This is a genomic window from Paraburkholderia sp. GAS348, from assembly GCF_050434205.1.
In the GTDB taxonomy this organism is placed as follows: domain Bacteria; phylum Pseudomonadota; class Gammaproteobacteria; order Burkholderiales; family Burkholderiaceae; genus Paraburkholderia.
In genome coordinates this window covers 1-16,895 of sequence record NZ_JBNPVT010000046.1, presented here as the reverse complement: position 1 = coordinate 16,895, position 16,895 = coordinate 1, and the positions used below count along the sequence as shown (strand labels likewise).

Annotated in this window: 21 protein-coding genes; 11 read left to right on the top strand and 10 right to left on the bottom strand. The window is 59.2% G+C overall.

The window, feature by feature from the left end; genetic code table 11:
• Positions 1-228: hypothetical protein (locus P3T22_RS32655; RefSeq protein WP_429327203.1), on the top strand; the 228-nt coding region annotated here is incomplete at its 5' end.
• On the opposite strand, the gene P3T22_RS32650 is transcribed toward P3T22_RS32655, so the two are convergent.
• The gene (locus tag P3T22_RS32650) at positions 215-991 is read right to left on the bottom strand and encodes an enoyl-CoA hydratase (protein WP_063497440.1); all 777 of its coding nucleotides are present in this window, start codon (positions 989-991) and stop codon (positions 215-217) included. The genes P3T22_RS32655 and P3T22_RS32650 overlap by 14 nt on opposite strands.
• 132 nt (positions 992-1,123) lie before the next feature.
• Here P3T22_RS32650 and paaN point away from each other — a divergent pair, with 132 nt between their 5' ends.
• From paaN to paaK, 5 genes are all read left to right on the top strand, one after another.
• Positions 1,124-2,824, top strand: a complete 1,701-nt coding sequence (paaN, locus tag P3T22_RS32645; protein ID WP_063497441.1) for a phenylacetic acid degradation protein PaaN — start codon at positions 1,124-1,126, stop codon at positions 2,822-2,824.
• A gap of 126 nt (positions 2,825-2,950) precedes the next feature.
• A complete protein-coding gene (gene pcaF / locus P3T22_RS32640; protein ID WP_063497442.1) occupies positions 2,951-4,153 on the top strand; it encodes a 3-oxoadipyl-CoA thiolase in 1,203 nt (400 codons plus the stop codon).
• A gap of 46 nt (positions 4,154-4,199) precedes the next feature.
• Positions 4,200-4,991: a 2-(1,2-epoxy-1,2-dihydrophenyl)acetyl-CoA isomerase PaaG gene (gene paaG, locus P3T22_RS32635; protein WP_429327202.1), complete on the top strand. Its 792-nt coding sequence runs from the start codon at positions 4,200-4,202 to the stop codon at positions 4,989-4,991.
• Between the two features lies 1 nt (position 4,992).
• On the top strand, positions 4,993-5,454 hold the full coding sequence (paaI, locus tag P3T22_RS32630) for a hydroxyphenylacetyl-CoA thioesterase PaaI (RefSeq protein WP_063497444.1): 462 nt from the start codon (positions 4,993-4,995) through the stop codon (positions 5,452-5,454).
• 162 nt (positions 5,455-5,616) lie between these two features.
• Positions 5,617-6,921, top strand: a complete 1,305-nt coding sequence (gene paaK / locus P3T22_RS32625; protein WP_063497445.1) for a phenylacetate--CoA ligase PaaK — start codon at positions 5,617-5,619, stop codon at positions 6,919-6,921.
• A 370-nt stretch (positions 6,922-7,291) separates the two neighbouring features.
• Here the strand turns inward: paaK and mltA are convergent, their stop codons facing one another.
• Positions 7,292-8,413, bottom strand: a complete 1,122-nt coding sequence (gene mltA / locus P3T22_RS32620; protein WP_429327201.1) for a murein transglycosylase A — start codon at positions 8,411-8,413, stop codon at positions 7,292-7,294.
• 197 nt (positions 8,414-8,610) lie between these two features.
• On the opposite strand from mltA, the gene P3T22_RS32615 reads away from it, so the two are divergent.
• The 5 genes from P3T22_RS32615 (at position 8,611) to P3T22_RS32595 (ending at position 11,967) form a co-directional block, all read left to right on the top strand.
• Positions 8,611-9,972 carry a tyrosine-type recombinase/integrase gene (locus P3T22_RS32615; RefSeq protein ID WP_429327200.1) on the top strand — a complete coding sequence of 454 codons (1,362 nt, stop codon included), beginning with the start codon at positions 8,611-8,613 and terminating at the stop codon, positions 9,970-9,972.
• Between the two features lie 199 nt (positions 9,973-10,171).
• Complete coding sequence (locus P3T22_RS32610; RefSeq protein WP_429327199.1) at positions 10,172-10,627, top strand: hypothetical protein; 456 nt, start codon at positions 10,172-10,174, stop codon at positions 10,625-10,627.
• Positions 10,628-10,717: 90 nt separating this feature from the next.
• Positions 10,718-11,020 (top strand): hypothetical protein, encoded by a 303-nt coding sequence (locus P3T22_RS32605; RefSeq protein WP_429327198.1) that lies wholly within the window; start codon positions 10,718-10,720, stop codon positions 11,018-11,020.
• Positions 11,021-11,276: 256 nt separating this feature from the next.
• Complete coding sequence (locus P3T22_RS32600; protein WP_429327197.1) at positions 11,277-11,588, top strand: hypothetical protein; 312 nt, start codon at positions 11,277-11,279, stop codon at positions 11,586-11,588.
• 172 nt (positions 11,589-11,760) lie between these two features.
• Positions 11,761-11,967: a hypothetical protein gene (locus P3T22_RS32595; RefSeq protein ID WP_429327196.1), complete on the top strand. Its 207-nt coding sequence runs from the start codon at positions 11,761-11,763 to the stop codon at positions 11,965-11,967.
• Between the two features lie 56 nt (positions 11,968-12,023).
• Here P3T22_RS32595 and P3T22_RS32590 read toward each other — a convergent pair whose 3' ends face one another.
• The 8 genes from P3T22_RS32590 to P3T22_RS32555 all read right to left on the bottom strand — a co-directional run bounded on the left by P3T22_RS32590 (position 12,024) and on the right by P3T22_RS32555 (position 16,716).
• Positions 12,024-12,245: a hypothetical protein gene (locus P3T22_RS32590; protein ID WP_429327195.1), complete on the bottom strand. Its 222-nt coding sequence runs from the start codon at positions 12,243-12,245 to the stop codon at positions 12,024-12,026.
• Positions 12,246-12,257: 12 nt separating this feature from the next.
• Entirely contained in the window at positions 12,258-12,767 is a 510-nt protein-coding gene (locus P3T22_RS32585; RefSeq protein ID WP_429327194.1) for a hypothetical protein, read from the bottom strand.
• Between the two features lie 186 nt (positions 12,768-12,953).
• Positions 12,954-13,553: a recombinase family protein gene (locus tag P3T22_RS32580; RefSeq protein WP_429327193.1), complete on the bottom strand. Its 600-nt coding sequence runs from the start codon at positions 13,551-13,553 to the stop codon at positions 12,954-12,956.
• 9 nt (positions 13,554-13,562) lie between these two features.
• Complete coding sequence (locus tag P3T22_RS32575) at positions 13,563-14,222, bottom strand: hypothetical protein (protein ID WP_429327192.1); 660 nt, start codon at positions 14,220-14,222, stop codon at positions 13,563-13,565.
• Between the two features lie 610 nt (positions 14,223-14,832).
• Complete coding sequence (locus P3T22_RS32570) at positions 14,833-15,144, bottom strand: hypothetical protein (protein WP_429327191.1); 312 nt, start codon at positions 15,142-15,144, stop codon at positions 14,833-14,835.
• 730 nt (positions 15,145-15,874) lie between these two features.
• Complete coding sequence (locus tag P3T22_RS32565; protein WP_429327190.1) at positions 15,875-16,114, bottom strand: hypothetical protein; 240 nt, start codon at positions 16,112-16,114, stop codon at positions 15,875-15,877.
• Between the two features lie 39 nt (positions 16,115-16,153).
• A complete protein-coding gene (locus tag P3T22_RS32560; protein WP_429327189.1) occupies positions 16,154-16,354 on the bottom strand; it encodes a hypothetical protein in 201 nt (66 codons plus the stop codon).
• Between the two features lie 11 nt (positions 16,355-16,365).
• Positions 16,366-16,716 carry a hypothetical protein gene (locus P3T22_RS32555; RefSeq protein WP_429327188.1) on the bottom strand — a complete coding sequence of 117 codons (351 nt, stop codon included), beginning with the start codon at positions 16,714-16,716 and terminating at the stop codon, positions 16,366-16,368.
• Positions 16,717-16,895 lie beyond the last annotated feature (179 nt).

Here is a 16,895-nt window from a genome sequence, read left to right as displayed (position 1 = left end):
TCTGCGTCGCTGCATCAGCAGCAGAGAAACGAGATTATGAAGAACTTTCGCTACGCCGTCAACAGGTTTTTCCAACTTTCTCAACCCGCTCACTTCGCGCAAAGCCTTGCCACTACTGGCTCTCCCGCCTCCCGTGCCCCGGTGTCCGAAGCACGAAAGAGCGAGATTCTAGCGAGCCGCACGGCCCCTTGCAAGCGTTATTTTGACAAGCGTATTAACGATGCTTGAAAACCGGTTTGCGCTTCTCAACAAACGCGGCCATCCCCTCCTTCTGATCCTCCGTAGCGAAGAGCGAATGGAAGAGACGGCGCTCGAAATGCACGCCTTCCGCAAGCGTCGTTTCGTACGCACGGTTAACCGACTCCTTGACCATCATCACCGCCGGCAGCGGGAATTCAGCGATGGTTGCGGCCGCAGCCACTGCCTCGTCGAGCAGCGAAGCCGCGGGAATCACCCGCGAGACCAATCCAGCGCGCTCCGCCTCAGCAGCGTCCATGAAGCGGGCGGTCAGGCATAGGTCCATCGCCTTCGCCTTTGAGACGGCGCGCGGCAGTCGCTGCGTACCGCCAGCACCCGGCATGATGCCGAGCTTGATTTCCGGCTGGCCGAATTTCGCAGTGTCGGCGGCGAAAATAATGTCGCACATCATCGCCAACTCGCAACCACCGCCAAGCGCGAAGCCCGCCACCGCCGCAATGATCGGCTTGCGGATGGAGCGCACCGTTTCCCAGTTGCGAGTGATGTAGTCGCCTTTGTAGACATCCATATAGGTGTAGGTCGCCATCATGCCGATGTCGGCGCCGGCGGCAAACGCTTTCTCGCTGCCCGTCACCACGATCGCACCAATCGCTTCGTCGGCATCGAACTCGCGCAGCGCAGCGCCCAGTTCGTCCATCAACGCGTCGTTCAGCGCGTTCAACGCCTTCGGGCGATTCAACGTGACCAAACCGACCCGCCCCCGCGTCTCAACCTGAATGTTCTCGTAAGCCATGCCGCCTCCTAATGGTTAATGGCGCGCGAAAACGCTTCGCGCGGCCGTCTTAATAATGCTACCATTCACCAACCAACCGGTCGGTCAATTATTCGACAGGCTTTTCCCAACGTACAGACAAGCCCCTCTGCCATGACACATCCGCTATTCACCAAGCACGAAGACACGCTGCAAAAGGCACTCACCGCGATTGAGACGCGCGGCTACTGGAGTCCGTTCGTCGAGATGCCCAGTCCGAAAGTGTACGGGGAAACAGCCAGCGCCGACGGCGAAACCGCATTCAAAGCGCACCTGAACAAGACGTTCGAACTCGACCAGCCGTCAACTGGGGAAACCGTCGGCGCTGAAGTCTCGCCGTTCGGGTTCCCGCTTGGCGTGCGCTATCCGAAAGCCGATCCCGATGCGCTGATCTCCGCCGCCGCCGCGGCACAGCGCGATTGGCGCAAAGCCGGCCCGCAGGCATGGATCGGCGTATGCCTCGAAATCCTCGCGCGCGTGAATCGCGCCAGCTTCGAAATCGGCTACAGCGTGATGCACACAACCGGTCAGGCATTCATGATGGCCTTCCAGGCCGGCGGCCCGCATGCGCAAGACCGTGCACTCGAAGCGGTCGTGTACGCATGGGATCAACTGCGCGGCATTCCCGCCGGTGCCCATTGGGAAAAGCCGCAAGGCAAAAATCCGCCGCTCGCGATGCACAAACGCTACACCGTCGTACCGCGCGGCACCGGTCTCGTGCTCGGCTGCTGCACCTTTCCGACGTGGAACGGCTATCCGGGCCTCTTCGCTGATCTGGCAACAGGCAACACGGTCATCGTCAAGCCGCATCCGGGCGCGATCCTGCCGCTCGCGCTGACCGTACGAATCGCGCGTGACGTGCTGCGCGAAGCCGGTTTCGATCCGAACATCGTCACGCTGCTGGCGACCGAACCGAACGATGGCCCGCTCGTCCAAGATCTGGCGCTGCGTCCGGAAATCAAATTGATCGACTTCACGGGTAGCACACAAAACGGCACCTGGCTTGAGCGCAATGCGCATCAGGCTCAGGTCTACACCGAAAAGGCCGGCGTCAACCAGATCGTGATCGACTCGGTGGACGACATCAAAGCCGCCGCTCGCAATATCGCCTTCTCACTCGCGCTGTACTCGGGCCAGATGTGCACCGCGCCGCAAAACATCTACGTACCGCGCGCCGGCATCCGCACCGCTGAAGGCACACTGGGTTTCGACGAAGTTGCTCAAGCTATCGCCGGCGCAGTGCAAAAACTGGTTGCAGACCCGGCGCGCGCCGTCGAACTGCTCGGCGCGATCCAGAACGAAGGCGTAACCCAACGTATCGACGAAGCCGTCAAGCTCGGCCGCGTTCTGGTAGAAAGCCAATCGCTCGAGCATCCAGCTTTTGCCGGCGCCCGCGTACGCACACCGCTCGTGCTCCAACTGGATGCTGCAACCGACCACGCGCAGTTCACCAAAGAATGGTTCGGCCCGATCTCGTTCGTGATCGCGACGGACTCTACAGCTCAGTCGCTCGACCTTGCTGGCGCGATCGCCGCCGAGCACGGCGCGCTGACGCTGTCGGTCTACAGCACGGATGAAGCTGTGCTCGACGAGGCGCACGAAGCATCGATCCGCGGTGGCGTAGCACTCTCGATCAATTTGACGGGCAGCGTTTTCGTCAATCAGTCCGCTGCTTTCTCCGACTTCCACGGCACGGGCGCAAACCCGGCAGCAAATGCCGCGCTGGCCGATGCGGCCTTTGTCGCGAACCGCTTCCGCGTCGTTCAAAGTCGAGTTCATGTTGAACCGAAAGCGGCACCGGCGGTAGCTGGCTGAATGGCGTAAGACAAAAGCACGGCTTTCGTCCTATGCCGTTTGGCCGAATGGACCGAGCCGTGCGCCCCAACTAACATGAGACATCGGTTCGGCATGTCCCGCCGAACCGTCCCAGTAGGAACCCACATGAACGACGCCTTCATTTGCGACGCGATTCGCACCCCAATCGGCCGTTACGGCGGCGCCCTGAAAGATGTCCGCGCCGATGACCTGGGTGCGGTGCCGATCAAAGCGCTGATCGAGCGCAATCCCGGTGTCGACTGGCGGGCAATTGACGACGTGATCTATGGCTGCGCCAATCAGGCCGGCGAAGACAACCGCAACGTCGCCCGCATGTCCGCATTGCTGGCCGGCTTGCCCACGGACACACCCGGCGCAACCATCAACCGCCTGTGCGGCTCGGGCATGGACGCGGTCGGCACCGCTGCTCGCGCCATCAAAGCGGGTGAAGCGCGGTTGATGATCGCTGGCGGGGTGGAAAGCATGACCCGCGCGCCGTTCGTGATGGGCAAGGCCACCAGTGCGTTCTCGCGGCAGGCCGACATTTACGACACGACCATCGGCTGGCGCTTCATCAATCCGCTAATGAAGCGCCAATATGGCGTCGATTCGATGCCGGAGACCGCGGAAAACGTCGCCGTCGAATTCAGCGTAAGCCGTGCGGATCAAGACGCCTTTGCGCTGTCGAGCCAGCAAAAAGCGGCCCGCGCGCAGCGCGATGGCACTTTGGCACAGGAAATCGTCGGCGTTGAAATTGCGCAGAAGAAAGGCGACCCCGTACGCGTGACGCTCGACGAGCATCCACGCGAAACGACGCTCGAAAGCCTGGGCAAGCTCAAGGGTGTGGTCCGCCCGGACGGCAGCGTGACCGCCGGCAATGCATCGGGCGTGAACGACGGCGCATGCGCACTGCTGCTCGCGAATCAGGCGGCTGCCGATCAATATGGATTGCGTCGCCGTGCACGTGTGGCGGGCATGGCGACGGCGGGCGTGGAGCCGCGCATCATGGGCATCGGCCCGGCGCCAGCCACGCAAAAGCTGTTGAAGCAACTGAACATGACATTCGAGCAATTCGACGTGATCGAGTTGAACGAAGCCTTCGCATCGCAAGGGCTTGCCGTCCTGCGCACACTCGGTCTGCGCGACGACGATCCGCGCGTCAATCCGAATGGCGGAGCGATCGCGCTCGGCCACCCGCTCGGCGCATCGGGCGCGCGCTTGATCACCACCGCGCTTTACCAGCTGGAGCGGATCAACGGCCGCTTTGCGCTTTGCACGATGTGTATCGGCGTAGGTCAAGGCATCGCCTTGGTGATCGAGCGGCTCTGACACCAACGCCGCGCCGCCGATCAAAGAGACTTTGAGGAGACACCCAATGTCATATGAAGCGATTCGCCTCGACATAGATACATCGAGTCGCGTAGCGACCATCACGCTGAACCGCCCTGACAAGCTCAACAGCTTTACGCGCGCGATGCACCGGGAATTGAGCACCGCACTCGACCAGGTCGAGGCGTCCAGCGCCCGTGCGCTCGTGCTGACCGGCGCGGGCCGCGGCTTCTGCGCGGGACAGGATCTCGCGGATCTCGACTTCACGCCGGGCGCGATGACCGATCTGGGCGCGCTGATCGACAAGCATTTCAATCCGCTGATTCGCCGCCTGCAAGCACTGTCATTGCCCGTGATTGCTGCGGTCAACGGCACGGCCGCAGGCGCCGGCGCCAATCTCGCGCTGGCTTGCGATCTGGTGCTTGCCGCCCGTTCGGCGAGTTTCATCCAGGCATTCGTGAAGATCGGTCTCGTACCGGACTCGGGCGGCACCTGGTTCCTGCCGCAACGCGTCGGCATGGCGCGCGCCTTGGGGCTCGCCATCACCGGCGACAAACTGAGCGCGGAGAAAGCCGAAAGCTGGGGCCTGATCTGGCAAACGGTTGATGACACAGAACTGGCCGTCGCGGCAAGCAAACTCGCAGCACAACTGGCGCAGCAACCCACGCGCGCCATCGCCGCAATCAAGCAGGCGATGCGCGCTGGCGTGACGCAAACCCTGGATCAGCAGCTCGATCTCGAGCGCGATCTGCAACGCGAACTCGGCGCTTCGCACGATTACGCGGAAGGTGTGCAAGCATTCGTGGAAAAACGCGCGCCGCGCTTCGAGGGTCGCTGATATGTCCGCACAGTCGAACCACCCGGCCCAAATGACACCCGACGAACTCGCTCGTGCAACCGCGGTCGCCATGTACGAAAACGACGCGTGCAGCCGGGCACTCGGACTCGAAATCGTAGAAGTGCGCCCAGGGTACGCGCGCCTGCGCATGGCCGTGCGCGACGACTTCCTGAACGGCCATCAAATTTGCCACGGCGGCCTGATTTTCACGCTCGCTGATTCGACCTTCGCTTTCGCCTGCAACACACACAACATCAACACCGTCGCAGCCGGCTGCTCGATCGAATTCCTGAGGCCGGTAAAAGGCGGCGACGTGTTGACGGCCGAAGCGTTTGAGCAAACGTTGAGCGGCCGCACCGGCATTTACGATATTCGCGTCACGAATCGCGCAGAAGAAACCGTGGCGATGTTTCGCGGCAAATCTGCACAGATCAAAGGCAACCTGATTCCTACAGGCGATTGAATAACAGATTGAACAGCAGAGTCGCGCCAAATTCGCAGCAGAGTCGCGGTACGTCCGCGACAACATTGGCAGCGCCCCCAGATATAGCAACGAGTCCCGGGTTTTTGCGCGCTAGCGCACCGCACCCCAGACCCAAGCATTGAGGCAGCAAGGAGACATTCGATGACCACCGCCCTTCCGCTCGATCCCATCGAGACAGCCAGCCGCGACGAACTCGCCGCGCTCCAACTCGAACGGCTCAAGTGGTCGCTGAACCACGCTTACGAGAATTCGCCGGTCTATCGGCAAAAATTCGATGAAGCCGGCGTCCACCCAAGCGAAGTGAAGACCCTCGCGGACCTGGCGCGTTTCCCATTCACCACCAAAAAGGATCTGCGCGACAACTACCCGTTTGGCATGTTCGCGGTGCCGCAAGAGCAGATTTCGCGGATCCACGCGTCGTCCGGTACGACGGGCAAGCCGACCGTCGTCGGCTACACGGCGCGCGATATCGATACGTGGGCGAATCTCGTCGCACGTTCGATCCGCGCCGCAGGAGCAAAGCGCGGCGACAAGGTTCACATCAGCTACGGCTATGGTTTGTTCACAGGCGGCCTGGGCGCACATTACGGCGCCGAGCGCGCGGGGCTGACGGTGATCCCGTTTGGCGGTGGTCAGACTGAAAAGCAGGTGCAACTGATTCAGGACTTCCGGCCCGACATCATCATGGTGACACCGAGCTATATGTTGTCGATCGCCGACGAACTCGAACGGCAGGGCGTCGATCCGGCGAATTGCTCGCTGCGCATCGGCATCTTCGGCGCGGAACCGTGGACCAACGACATGCGCCAGGCGATCGAAAAGCGCATGGGCATCGATGCTGTCGATATCTACGGCCTATCTGAAGTGATGGGACCTGGTGTCGCGTCGGAATGCGTCGAGACCAAAGACGGCCCAACCATCTGGGAAGACCATTTCTATCCCGAGATCATCGACCCCGAAACCGGCGAAGTGCTGCCGGACGGCGAACTCGGCGAACTGGTATTCACATCGTTGACCAAGGAAGCGCTGCCGATCGTCCGATACCGGACGCGCGATCTGACGCGTCTCTTGCCGGGCAGCGCGCGCACCATGCGCCGAATGGAAAAGATCACGGGGCGTTCGGACGACATGATGATCGTGCGCGGCGTCAACGTGTTCCCGACGCAGATTGAAGAACTGCTGCTCAAGCAGCACGCCCTCGCGCCTCACTATCAGATCGTGTTAACCAAGGAAGGGCCGCTTGATGTCCTGACGTTGAACGTCGAACCGTGCCCGGAGTCGGCACCGGATACTGCCGCGCTGACCACGGCGAAGCAGGCATTGACCTATGACATCAAGGCGCTGATCGGCGTCAGCGCGATCGTGAACGTGCTGGGTGTAAACGGCATCGAGCGTTCAGTGGGCAAGGCTCGACGGGTGGTGGACAAGCGGAAGTCGGAGCTTTAAGCGAAGCGCCAGATTGCCGAAGGTCGATGCTTGATAACGGCGCTGATCGGCGTCAGCGCCGTTATCAAAAGTGCTCGCCGTAAACAGGGCTGACAGCGCTGTCGACAAAGCACGCGAGTGTTGGACAAGCGGAAGCGGAGAGAGCCGACTCACGCGGCAGCGTCCGTATCTGGAAGTCGCGCCGCTGCCGGGTGTCGGGTGTCGGGTGTCGGGTGTCGGGTGTCGGGTGTCGGGTGTCGGGTGTCGGGTGTCGGGTGTCGGGTGTCGGGTGTCGGGTGTCGGGTGCCAGACGCCAGACGCCAGGCAAATTAGACACGGCAGTTCTCAGGTTCTCAACCAGGAAATCCGCCGCCCGGCCCCCGCCAAACCCTCACGAATTCGGTAACAACAGCCACATCCGACCGCCCTGCTTCATCTTGCCGGCCAGATCGCCGGCATCGTCGCCAAGACCCCAAAAGTAGTCCGCGCGCACGCCGCCTTTGATCGCGGACCCCGTGTCCTGCGCAAAGACGAGGCGATTCATCGGAGAGTTCGTCAACGGACGCGTGGTCTGCAAGAACACCGGCGTACCCAGCGGAATCGAGGTCGGATCCACCGCGATCGACCGCTCCGGCGTCAACGGCACACCCAGCGCGCCGATCGGGCCGTCCGCGCCACCGCTCGGTGCACTTTCGCCAGATGGCATCTCACGGAAAAACACGAAGCGCGGATTGGTATCGAGCAATGCGTCGACCCGCGTGGGATTCGCGCGCGCCCATGCCTTAATCCCCTGCATGGTCGCCTGTGCCGGCGTCAGTTCGCCGCGATCGAGCAACCACCGCCCGATCGATTTGTACGGTTGATTGTTCGTGCCGCCAAAGCCGACCCGCATAACGCTGCCGTCTTCCATCACAACGCGCCCGGACCCCTGCACTTGCAGGAAGAAGGCTTCGATCGGATCGTCGACCCACACGAGTTCGTTGCCGTTGAGCACGCCCGCACGCTCGAGTTGCGCACGCGCCGGCAGCGGAGCACCCGAGCGATAACCGGATGGCCAGCGGTACAGCGCCGTCTGATACACGCCGTGCCGCGTGCGCGAACCGCGCAGCAACGGCTCGTAGTAGCCGGTGACGAGGCCATCGAGGGTGCCGTCGTTGTTAGCTAACTGAAACGGCGTGAAATACGCCTCGAAAAACGCCCGCGCACTGGTAACGTCCAGATCGTCGATCTGCGAGGCCGCCGCGCATGCGCGGGCCCAGTTCGGTTGACGCGCAAGCCTCAGGCAGTTTTGCCGCAACGCCGCCGTTGCGCCGATCAGCGAATCGTCCTGCCACCCCGGCACCTGCTGCCAGGCTACCGCTGTGAGCCGCGTCGCGGCAATCTGCCCGGGTATGATCGCGGCACCCGTGGGCGGCGAAACCGAGGGTCGGACCGCGCCGCCGCCGCAGGAAGCCAGCATCACCGCAACCGAAAGCGCGCCAAGCCATGCTCCGACCGTGCGGACAAAACGCATACAATGTTCGTTCTTGATGGAGCCTAACATCTGCATTCCTGTGCATGCCACTTCATGTTCAAAGCCTTGTAAACACTGGGTTTTTCCATAAATTTCATGTTGACGCACGCGGGCACATTTTTGGGTTTTGGGGTAAACTTTCGGGGTGAAAAGTCCAGTTTTACCCCCTAGTTCGTTTTACCCCAAGAGAGGTCGCCATGCCCACCGCCAAAGGTCTGACCGATACCCAGATAAAAAATGCCAAGCCCGGTGCCAAACCGCGCAAGCTCTACGATAGAGACAGATTGTATGTGCTGGTCGGCACGTCAGGTAGCCGCCGCTGGTACTGGTCGTACCGGCTTGGTGACAAAGATGCGACGTACACCATAGGCGAGTATCCAGAAGTGGGGTTGCTGCGTGCCCGCGAACTCCGTGCCGATGCTGCCAAGCTGGTAGGACAGGGCCTCCAGCCCCCACCGCTTAAGATCAAGCCTGCCAAGGTCAAGACCACGCCCGTGCCGGGCAGTTCTGTGCACACGCCAATGGCTGTGCAATTGACTGCACCAGCCAGTGCCAGCGCCAATGATTGGGAGAGCGGCTGGGAGAACGTGATCCCCGGCAGTCTGGCAGGCATTGCCCGTGAGTGGCTGGGTAAGAAAACTCCCGGCTGGGGAGTCGATCACGCTGCCAAGGTGCGCAAGTTGCTAGAACGGTACGTACGGGATACTCCACTAGGTGCGCTGCCTGTGCAGGACGTGCAGACCGGCGACTTATACGAACTCGTCACCAGCGTGGCCGTCAGGAAAGATCGGGCACTCATCGGCGGTGAGCGTAAAAGCGAAGCCCCGCATAATGCAATTGTCATCCGGCGTGCGCTAGATGCGGTGTTCCGGCTGGCGATCATGAAAGGCAAGACCAAGACCAATCCTATGGTCGATCTACGCACCTCCGAAGTGATCGAAAAGCCAGCTACCCGGCATAACACCAAACTGAACGACGCGGGTTTGAGTGAATTGCTGACGGCTGTCGAAAAATATCGTGGTCAGCGGCTAACCAAACTCGCAATTGAACTTCTGACGTTGACGGCGTTGCGTACGGTCGAGGTGAGAGGTGCAGACTGGAAAGAAATTGATTGGGAAAAACACACGTGGAATGTTCCGGCCAGCCGGATGAAACGCCGTATAGCGCATTCCGTACCACTCAGCAGTCAAGCGCTGTCAGTACTGGAAAAGCTGCGGGTTCTGACTGGTGGTAAAGGGTGGTTATTGCCTAATCAGCGCCGTCCCGTTGATTTCATGGCTACTACCACCATTAACAGTGCGCTGGCGAATATGGGTTTTGGTGGTGATACCGGTAACTGGTTCAGGGCACACGGCGTACGTGGCACGTTCTATTCGTGGGCGTTGAGAAACAAGTATCAGAGTGAAGCGGCAGACCAGCAACTTGCCCACAAAGAGCGTGATCCAGTGAAAGCCGCGTATCTGGCTGAAAACGCAGAACAGTTCTGGCTTGAGCGGGTCAAGATGATGGACGCGTGGGGCGATTATCTGGATAACCTGAAAGCCACGAATGTGCAGTAACTAACACAACTATAAATATTCTCCTACACGCTATTGCATTCTGATGCATGGAGGCGCATATTAGCTGTGCGGGACGTTAGACAGACGCCCTCGCAATATCCCCGGAAGGAGTCCGATCAACCAGCCTGGTGCTGGGCGGACTCCTTTTTTATTGGTCCGATGATCGGCTCCCTTGTGTGATTTTTCCAAGGAGCATGACATGACCTATCTACAAGCAGTCACCAACGACTCTGATACTCAGGAAGAAACAGAGGAAAGACCCAAGCCAGAAGACGATGGACTTAGCCCCGGGGAAAGGGACTGGGTAAGCGGGGTTCCCTCTGACCCTATTCATCGTGTGTTGTTCGATTTTCACCCAGACCTTTACCGTAATTATCAGTTGGTCGAACGTAAACTGTGGTTCGCCCAGCATGAACTGTGGTTCGTCCAGCGTGAACTTAAATCGGGTCGCCTGAGTCCCGAAAAACGTGCAGTGCTCAAGGTGAAGCGTTCAGAGCTACGAATGCAGGTAGCAGACCATGAAGCTGCACGGGCTTACAAGATCACTCATCTGCTCGAAGCCGAATCAGCCCGCATTCAGCCCAAACCGGCTATTGATGTCGAAAGGATAGAGAAACTGGTCGAAGCCGTCCGTTTGATTATTAGTACGGTGTGATTATCGGCGCGGACGCCTTTGTGGGCGTCTGCTTTTTAATTTGATTTTTCAATTCAGGGAAAGGAGTCCCGCAATGTTTAGGAGCTAGTTATGGGATTCCATATTGTCAATCCTGATGCACCGCCGTCAGCGAAAGCCGTGGCTGACAAAGACAAGCAGGCAAAGACGCGCAATGGCAACACCCGGCCTCTGCCCTTGCCGTTTCCTGATCTGCACCAGTGCGGGAGATTGAGAACCGGTCATCTGCTGACGGTATTCGGAGTTTCAGCCCCGGAGTTTTACAAACGCCAGAAGGGCGGGTTACTACCTGCACCTGATGGGCGAGACCCACGCCCGTACTGGGAAGCCAGCACAATCCGCAAGTTTAAGGAAAGCGGAGGTGGTGCGGGGTGAGCGCCGGTCGTGCAATTGATTGCGCTGTCACCAGGGGTGACGTGAGGGTGTGCAGGCAACGGCGGGCGAGGTGAGCCGTATTTGCGATATGCTCATGCGGCGGGTTCTACAGCACAGGATTCGCCGTCCATCAAAGAGTGTATCGGGGTGAATAGTGGTTAAAAAAACGATAGCGGTTTGCGCGGCAGTGGCGGCGCTGACCTTGCAAGGGTGCGCCACATACGATCTCTCGCTATTGCCGCGTACAGCCGGACCAATGGCCCACGGCACGGCCAAGCAGATTGACAAGTCGGTGGCGATTACGCTGGACGGTCGCACGTACAACGGGCGCTATGTGTACGTGCAAGGCGGGTCGTTCTCGCTGGCAAACGGCTTCGGTGGCGGGCAGGCATACACTGGCACGGCGGTAGGCGTCAGCGCCGTGGGCAATGGCAACGTACTCGCGGAATCCACCGATGGTCTGCACAACCTGCGATGCGTTTTCAGTTTCAGCGGCTGGAGCCAGTCAGGAACCGGCGTATGCCTCACTGACGCTGGCGAAGCATATGACCTTCAGATAACCCGCTAGTGCTGTCCACGCGGGCTGTGGCTGGCCTGCTGCGGTCTGCCGTGCATGGTTTGGATGGGCGCTGGTCGGCGGGGCTGAGTCTCTGGCCGTGCAATCAATTGCATGAGCGCCGTTTACCTTTTGACGATCCCGCTGCATAGTTGGCGAACACCTGACTATGCGAGGGTGAAGCGTGAAAACTGTAATCGTGTGGGTAACGGCAGAACAGAAGGCCGATGCAGACCGGGCCTGTGCGGGAATACCGGGGCTAGAACGGCCCATTCAAGTGGTCGAGAACCCCGCACAGACCACCAACACCCTCAGTGAAGCCTACTGGCGCTATGAAGTCCCGGAAAGCGCAGCAGAAAAGCATCCAGAGTGGAAAGTCGTAACGGGCTAACGCTTCGCGGGTAGGGCCGTGCAATTGATTGCGCAGCATGCAGTGCTTCACGGCGCTCAGTGAGGACTCAGATTCTGCCTTCGGGTCTTCGTGTCGTCCCATAACCCCTTTTTCCGCAAGACCTTCTCTAGCTGGTCGTCCGTAGGGCCGGGATTGCCCATTTTGTGAGACTGATCGATAACAGCCTTTCGCCGGGCGTCTGCGGGTTCGACACCCCCAGCCTCTATGTCATCGGCATATTCTTCTAGCTGCTCTATTTCGGCGTCGTTGAGGGCCATGGCGCGGCTCCGTTATACCAACTCGCTGATACGCTTTGAGACTTCCTCCCGCGCGTCCTTGCCCCATATCCGTTCCACCTTGTCTAACAGGTCAGCCTGTTCTTTCCTGAAGATATCCCTAACGCCGGGAGTCAGTTTGCGGGCCGCATCCTCTCCGAACGTCCGGGAGATCAATGACAAAATAGACGCCTTCAATGCCGCGTCGTGCTCGCTCAGAACTACGGTCAGGTTCATCTTGTTGCTCCTGTTGGTCATTATTCGTACGACGATCCACAAAACAGCTATTGCAGGCCCCGCGCCGATCATCACCTGCAACGTGGCACCGATTGCCAGCCAGAACGGGCTATCAGTGTAATCTTTCCACTCCGGCCATGCAGACCCCGAAAGCATTTGCATCCAGAAAAACACGTGGTCCAGCTTCACATGTGGCCCGTGCCCCTCATCGGGCAAGACGACCATCCATGTGTAGAAAAAAATCAGGAAGGCAACGAGCCCCAACAAACGTAGTTCACGTGTGCGCATCTGCTGATCCCGAAAAGGTAGAAGCAAGCATCATGCGAGCACGAAATTGCCGCAAGGGCCCCTCGTCGGGCTCGTTTACGCCGTTTTACTCTTTATAGGACAAAAATACGTTGGCATCCGTACAAAAAAACAGCAAAAATGACCCGCACAGGTGCTGCCACCGCCCAACACCTGTGCCTGATGCGCTCAAGCGTCAACAGCAGCAGTGGCGTTAGCGTTGTCACGTACACGGCGGATGCTGCGGCGGTCTACATTGAATTCCTGTGCCAGCCCGTACACCGTCGCACCCTCTGACAGCTTGCGCAGTACTTCGGCTTGCTGTTCGTCAGTGAGGGCCGATGGTCGGCCCAGCTTGCGGCCCTCGGCCTTCACGCGGGCCAGTCCGCTGTTGGTGCGTTCAATGAGTAGGTCACGTTCGAACTCGGCCACCGCGCACAGTACCTGCATGGTCATTTTCCCGGCGCTACTGGTCAGGTCCACGCCACCAAGGGCCAGGCAGTGTACGCGTACGCCCATGCCCGCCAGCGCCTCTACAGTGGCTCGCACGTCCATGGCATTGCGGCCCAGCCGGTCGAGTTTGGTCACCACCAGCACGTCAGTGGCTTCGATCTTTTGCAGCAGTAGCGCGAACTGCGGGCGCTCACGGGCAGGCGTGCTACCGCTGATATGTTCGGTGATGACCCGCTGGGCCTTGATATCGAACCCAGCGGCCTTGATCTCGGCTATCTGATTCTCCGGATGTTGATCGGCGGTGGATACCCGGCAATAGGCGAATACGCGGCTCATGATGAACTCCTATTTTTGTGCAATTGATTGCGCAGCGAGTCTGGCCTTATTCTTGTCTAGCTCTGCCATAAACTCGGCGTGATCACGCTGGCTTCTCTCCCCCACCCTGTCCAAAGCCCGTTGCTGGTCCTCTGCTGATAGTGGATCAACTGAAACCCGCTTCGCGTTGAACGTAAGTACTTCCTGTTCATCGCGGTCCAGTTTCAGCGCGACAATACGATTACGCTTGACCGTGGCGGTTATTAGCAGTGGTTCGCGCTGTTCGTATCTGCCCATTACCGTAAATTCTTCGGCTATGTTGCGGTCGAGCGTCCAGCAACAGCCTTTCATGTTCAACGGCCCGCACCCCCTGTAAATCGTCACGGTGTCAGGCAGCGCGGCGAGCGCCTGCCGTTCGCTGTCATTCATCATTTCCGGTACGGTGCATGGGGTTGCATTGAGAAACAGCGCGTATTTCAGTTCCTTTGTGTACTCCCACACGTTGTCACAACTAGACCAATGCTGACCCAGCAAGGTTAGCCAGTCTCGCTGCTCAAGCCAGTGTCCGGGACCGCCAAGATGGTTGGCATACGACAGAGAAAGTAACCCCACCAAACAGCTAAACGAGCCGGTATGGCGATAAATTAGTTTGTTCGCTTCCTCAAGCGTCAATTTGTCTTTGGCCTTCATGTCGGTTCCCTATGCAATTGATTGCAATGCAGTCATGTGGGCTAATACGAGTAGATAGTATAGCCCATGGGCGAAATAAGAAAACCCTATATTTAGCCCATACTGAACCGGCCTGCTCATACGTGGGCGCATATGGTCGTTTTCGCCCACATTGAACACCGTAAGCGCTGGCCGTCGCCCTGCCCTGTTTTCTCATCATTTGTTGCGGTTTTCATGCAGGCTCGCAACAGCAGCGGCAGGCGCTGAAAATTTCGTTGAGCGGACGCGCGGGGATGGTCGTGTTATGGGCACTATTGGTACGCACGCTGTGCGTGGACTATCCTGAATGTCGGATGCAGACAACAGACATTGAGCGGTATTTGCGGGTAAAACGATGGAAGTACGTTCCAGACGGACGGGCTTCCGGTATTTGCACCGTCTGCCGTATTCGACTGCTTTATCAGCATATTGGAGAGCTCTTTAGCTGCTCTACGGTGTTCTACGGTGGTACTTCAACAGCTTCTCTCCGGCCTTTGGCCGCCCACAAAAAAAATTGAATTTTGGGGCAAAAAGCGGGCTTTTCATGCTGCTGTCGTCAGGCGTTCAGCGCCCTGCCGGTGGCTGTCAACACCTATGCGCCCGCAAACAGCAATGCAATTGATTGCATGGACTGGGGCTTGCGCTCGCTGTGGGCGTTGATGTTCATGCCTGAGCTAGGTCCACGGTCTGACCTGATGAACAGATTTAACTGATGGTGCGTCATGCCCTTGCCATGTGATCGGCCTTTGCCTGGCTGGCAGTGTTCGGGGGCGGTGCTGAATTCATAACCGGCCATGCGCCGCCCCCAATCGAGAATATGCAACCTCTGCGGCTCCCCCGCTGGCGTTGGCGCAATCACCGATTGCTGTGCACCCTGTAGCGGCGCTTGCGCAATCAATTGCATTGGCTCAGGCGCTGGCGGTGCTGGCAATGGGTCTGTGGCCTCACAGGCGGGCGCTGGTGACTCTGCTGCTGATGCCGCTGGCTCAGATGATGCCTCTGGCTCAGATGATGATGCTGCCACCACTGGCCCTAATGCCTCTGCCCGCATTTCCCGCTTTATCTTGGACACGGTGGCAACTGACAATCTCATGGAGCGGGCAATAGCTCCCAGCGAATCACACGCGGCAATGCGCCGCCGCACCTCTGAGATTGTCTCTGGTGAGTTGGCCCACCGGACTTTGCCCGTGGGCGTGACCGTCCTCACCATGTTGGGACTAGCGCTTGGGGACACCCGGTCGTGCTGGGGCTGGCTCTGCGGTGGCTGGCTCTGCTGTTTCTTCGGCGGCTTATCAGGCGGTGGGGGGAGACTCACTTTGTGCGGAAAGAACTCTAACGGGCGGCCTTCGTAGACACGATGATCGTGCAGTTCCTGCTGCTGAATCAGGCCAAAGCGTAAGGATTCCATGGTCGTTCCTAAACCTGTTCATCCTGCAACGACTCCAGAATCCAGCTAACGCGGCTGGCTGGGCATGGGCTGTCGTCCACATGCCATTGAAACGTGTCTGTGGGTACGTGGTAGGTGCAGCACAGTCGCGTGTTCTCCGGTCCCAGCACGACGATTACCGATCCCGTACGCCTTGCGGCTGATGCCAGCGAAAGAATTGATTCTTTGGATTTGCGCATGACCCCTCCTAACGCACGCGCATGCGAAACCGGCGCGCTGCCTCTGCCCGGTCTGTAGAAGGGCTGTTGCGGCTGTCAGCACGGGCCTTGGCCCGGTCTTCCCGTGTGAGCGGTAGTGCCACCTCACCGGGGTTGCCTGAAGCCATTGAAGCGGTTTCCACGCTGTCCGATGCCGCCTCGCTACCGCCAACAACCGGCGCGGTCTTGGGCGGCGCTGTCCACCCGCTCAGATAGTCCCTGATGCTCATGACGCTCTCCTTAGTTGCACACACAACGATTAACCTGGCCTACTTCACTGCGCTGCGTTCATCGGCCTTGGGCGGCTTACCCGTTCCAACAATCGAACTTCCGCCCGGACCCTGTACCGGTGTACTGCGTTCGGTCTTGGGCGTGGCTTCATGTTGTTCGAACGCACTGCCCTTGCGGTGATGGATTGCCGAATCGGAACCGGCGTTGAATTCGTTTCTTCCGCTGCTGCTGTCGGCCATGATGTTCTCCCTTAGGCTGTGATTGCTACGCTGCTGCTAGAGCGTTGGATGACGAACAACCCGTGTGTGTACGCGGCGTTCGGATTGCACGGCGGATAACCATTCGTAGAGCGCACCGTGGCAATGAGGGTGCCGGGACTGGCGAGCGTGCCAGCGGCGCTATCGAAAAATGAAACGTCGATTGGCGCGGTGCCGGTAAAACTGCCGGTGTACAGCGGACCACTACCTACTGGCGGAATTGCGTTACCGGGGTTGCTCAGTATCGGCATGACGTTTGCCACTGACGTGAGGGTGCCACTGCCGATAACCAGTTGGCTGGCGCGTGGGCCATTGATCGGTGTTGGTACATTGATACTTGCCATCTCAGTTCTCCTATATTTTTAGCTCAAAACAAAAGAGGCGATTCCCCTTCTAGCGCCACCAGCACGCCGTAAAAAACGCAGTCTGCCAAGTCATCGGCCCGCTTGTAGGCCTGCTTGTCGCCCAGGCTGAAACCGGTCACCTGTGAGACCAAATGATTGCGGGTAATGCCCTTGTAGTC

Bases quoted from the DNA above. Each gene is read 5' to 3' on its own strand.
- P3T22_RS32650 (WP_063497440.1), bottom strand. From the start codon at position 991: ATGGCTTACGAGAACATTCAGGTTGAGACGCGGGGGCGGGTCGGTTTG.
- paaN (WP_063497441.1), top strand. From the start codon at position 1,124: ATGACACATCCGCTATTCACCAAGCACGAAGACACGCTGCAAAAGGCA.
- pcaF (WP_063497442.1), top strand. From the start codon at position 2,951: ATGAACGACGCCTTCATTTGCGACGCGATTCGCACCCCAATCGGCCGT.
- paaG (WP_429327202.1), top strand. From the start codon at position 4,200: ATGTCATATGAAGCGATTCGCCTCGACATAGATACATCGAGTCGCGTA.
- paaI (WP_063497444.1), top strand. From the start codon at position 4,993: ATGTCCGCACAGTCGAACCACCCGGCCCAAATGACACCCGACGAACTC.
- paaK (WP_063497445.1), top strand. From the start codon at position 5,617: ATGACCACCGCCCTTCCGCTCGATCCCATCGAGACAGCCAGCCGCGAC.
- mltA (WP_429327201.1), bottom strand. From the start codon at position 8,413: ATGCGTTTTGTCCGCACGGTCGGAGCATGGCTTGGCGCGCTTTCGGTT.
- P3T22_RS32615 (WP_429327200.1), top strand. From the start codon at position 8,611: ATGCCCACCGCCAAAGGTCTGACCGATACCCAGATAAAAAATGCCAAG.
- P3T22_RS32610 (WP_429327199.1), top strand. From the start codon at position 10,172: ATGACCTATCTACAAGCAGTCACCAACGACTCTGATACTCAGGAAGAA.
- P3T22_RS32605 (WP_429327198.1), top strand. From the start codon at position 10,718: ATGGGATTCCATATTGTCAATCCTGATGCACCGCCGTCAGCGAAAGCC.
- P3T22_RS32600 (WP_429327197.1), top strand. From the start codon at position 11,277: ATGGCCCACGGCACGGCCAAGCAGATTGACAAGTCGGTGGCGATTACG.
- P3T22_RS32590 (WP_429327195.1), bottom strand. From the start codon at position 12,245: ATGGCCCTCAACGACGCCGAAATAGAGCAGCTAGAAGAATATGCCGAT.
- P3T22_RS32585 (WP_429327194.1), bottom strand. From the start codon at position 12,767: ATGCGCACACGTGAACTACGTTTGTTGGGGCTCGTTGCCTTCCTGATT.
- P3T22_RS32580 (WP_429327193.1), bottom strand. From the start codon at position 13,553: ATGAGCCGCGTATTCGCCTATTGCCGGGTATCCACCGCCGATCAACAT.
- P3T22_RS32575 (WP_429327192.1), bottom strand. From the start codon at position 14,222: ATGAAGGCCAAAGACAAATTGACGCTTGAGGAAGCGAACAAACTAATT.
- P3T22_RS32570 (WP_429327191.1), bottom strand. From the start codon at position 15,144: ATGCAATTGATTGCGCAAGCGCCGCTACAGGGTGCACAGCAATCGGTG.
- P3T22_RS32565 (WP_429327190.1), bottom strand. From the start codon at position 16,114: ATGAGCATCAGGGACTATCTGAGCGGGTGGACAGCGCCGCCCAAGACC.
- P3T22_RS32560 (WP_429327189.1), bottom strand. From the start codon at position 16,354: ATGGCCGACAGCAGCAGCGGAAGAAACGAATTCAACGCCGGTTCCGAT.
- P3T22_RS32555 (WP_429327188.1), bottom strand. From the start codon at position 16,716: ATGGCAAGTATCAATGTACCAACACCGATCAATGGCCCACGCGCCAGC.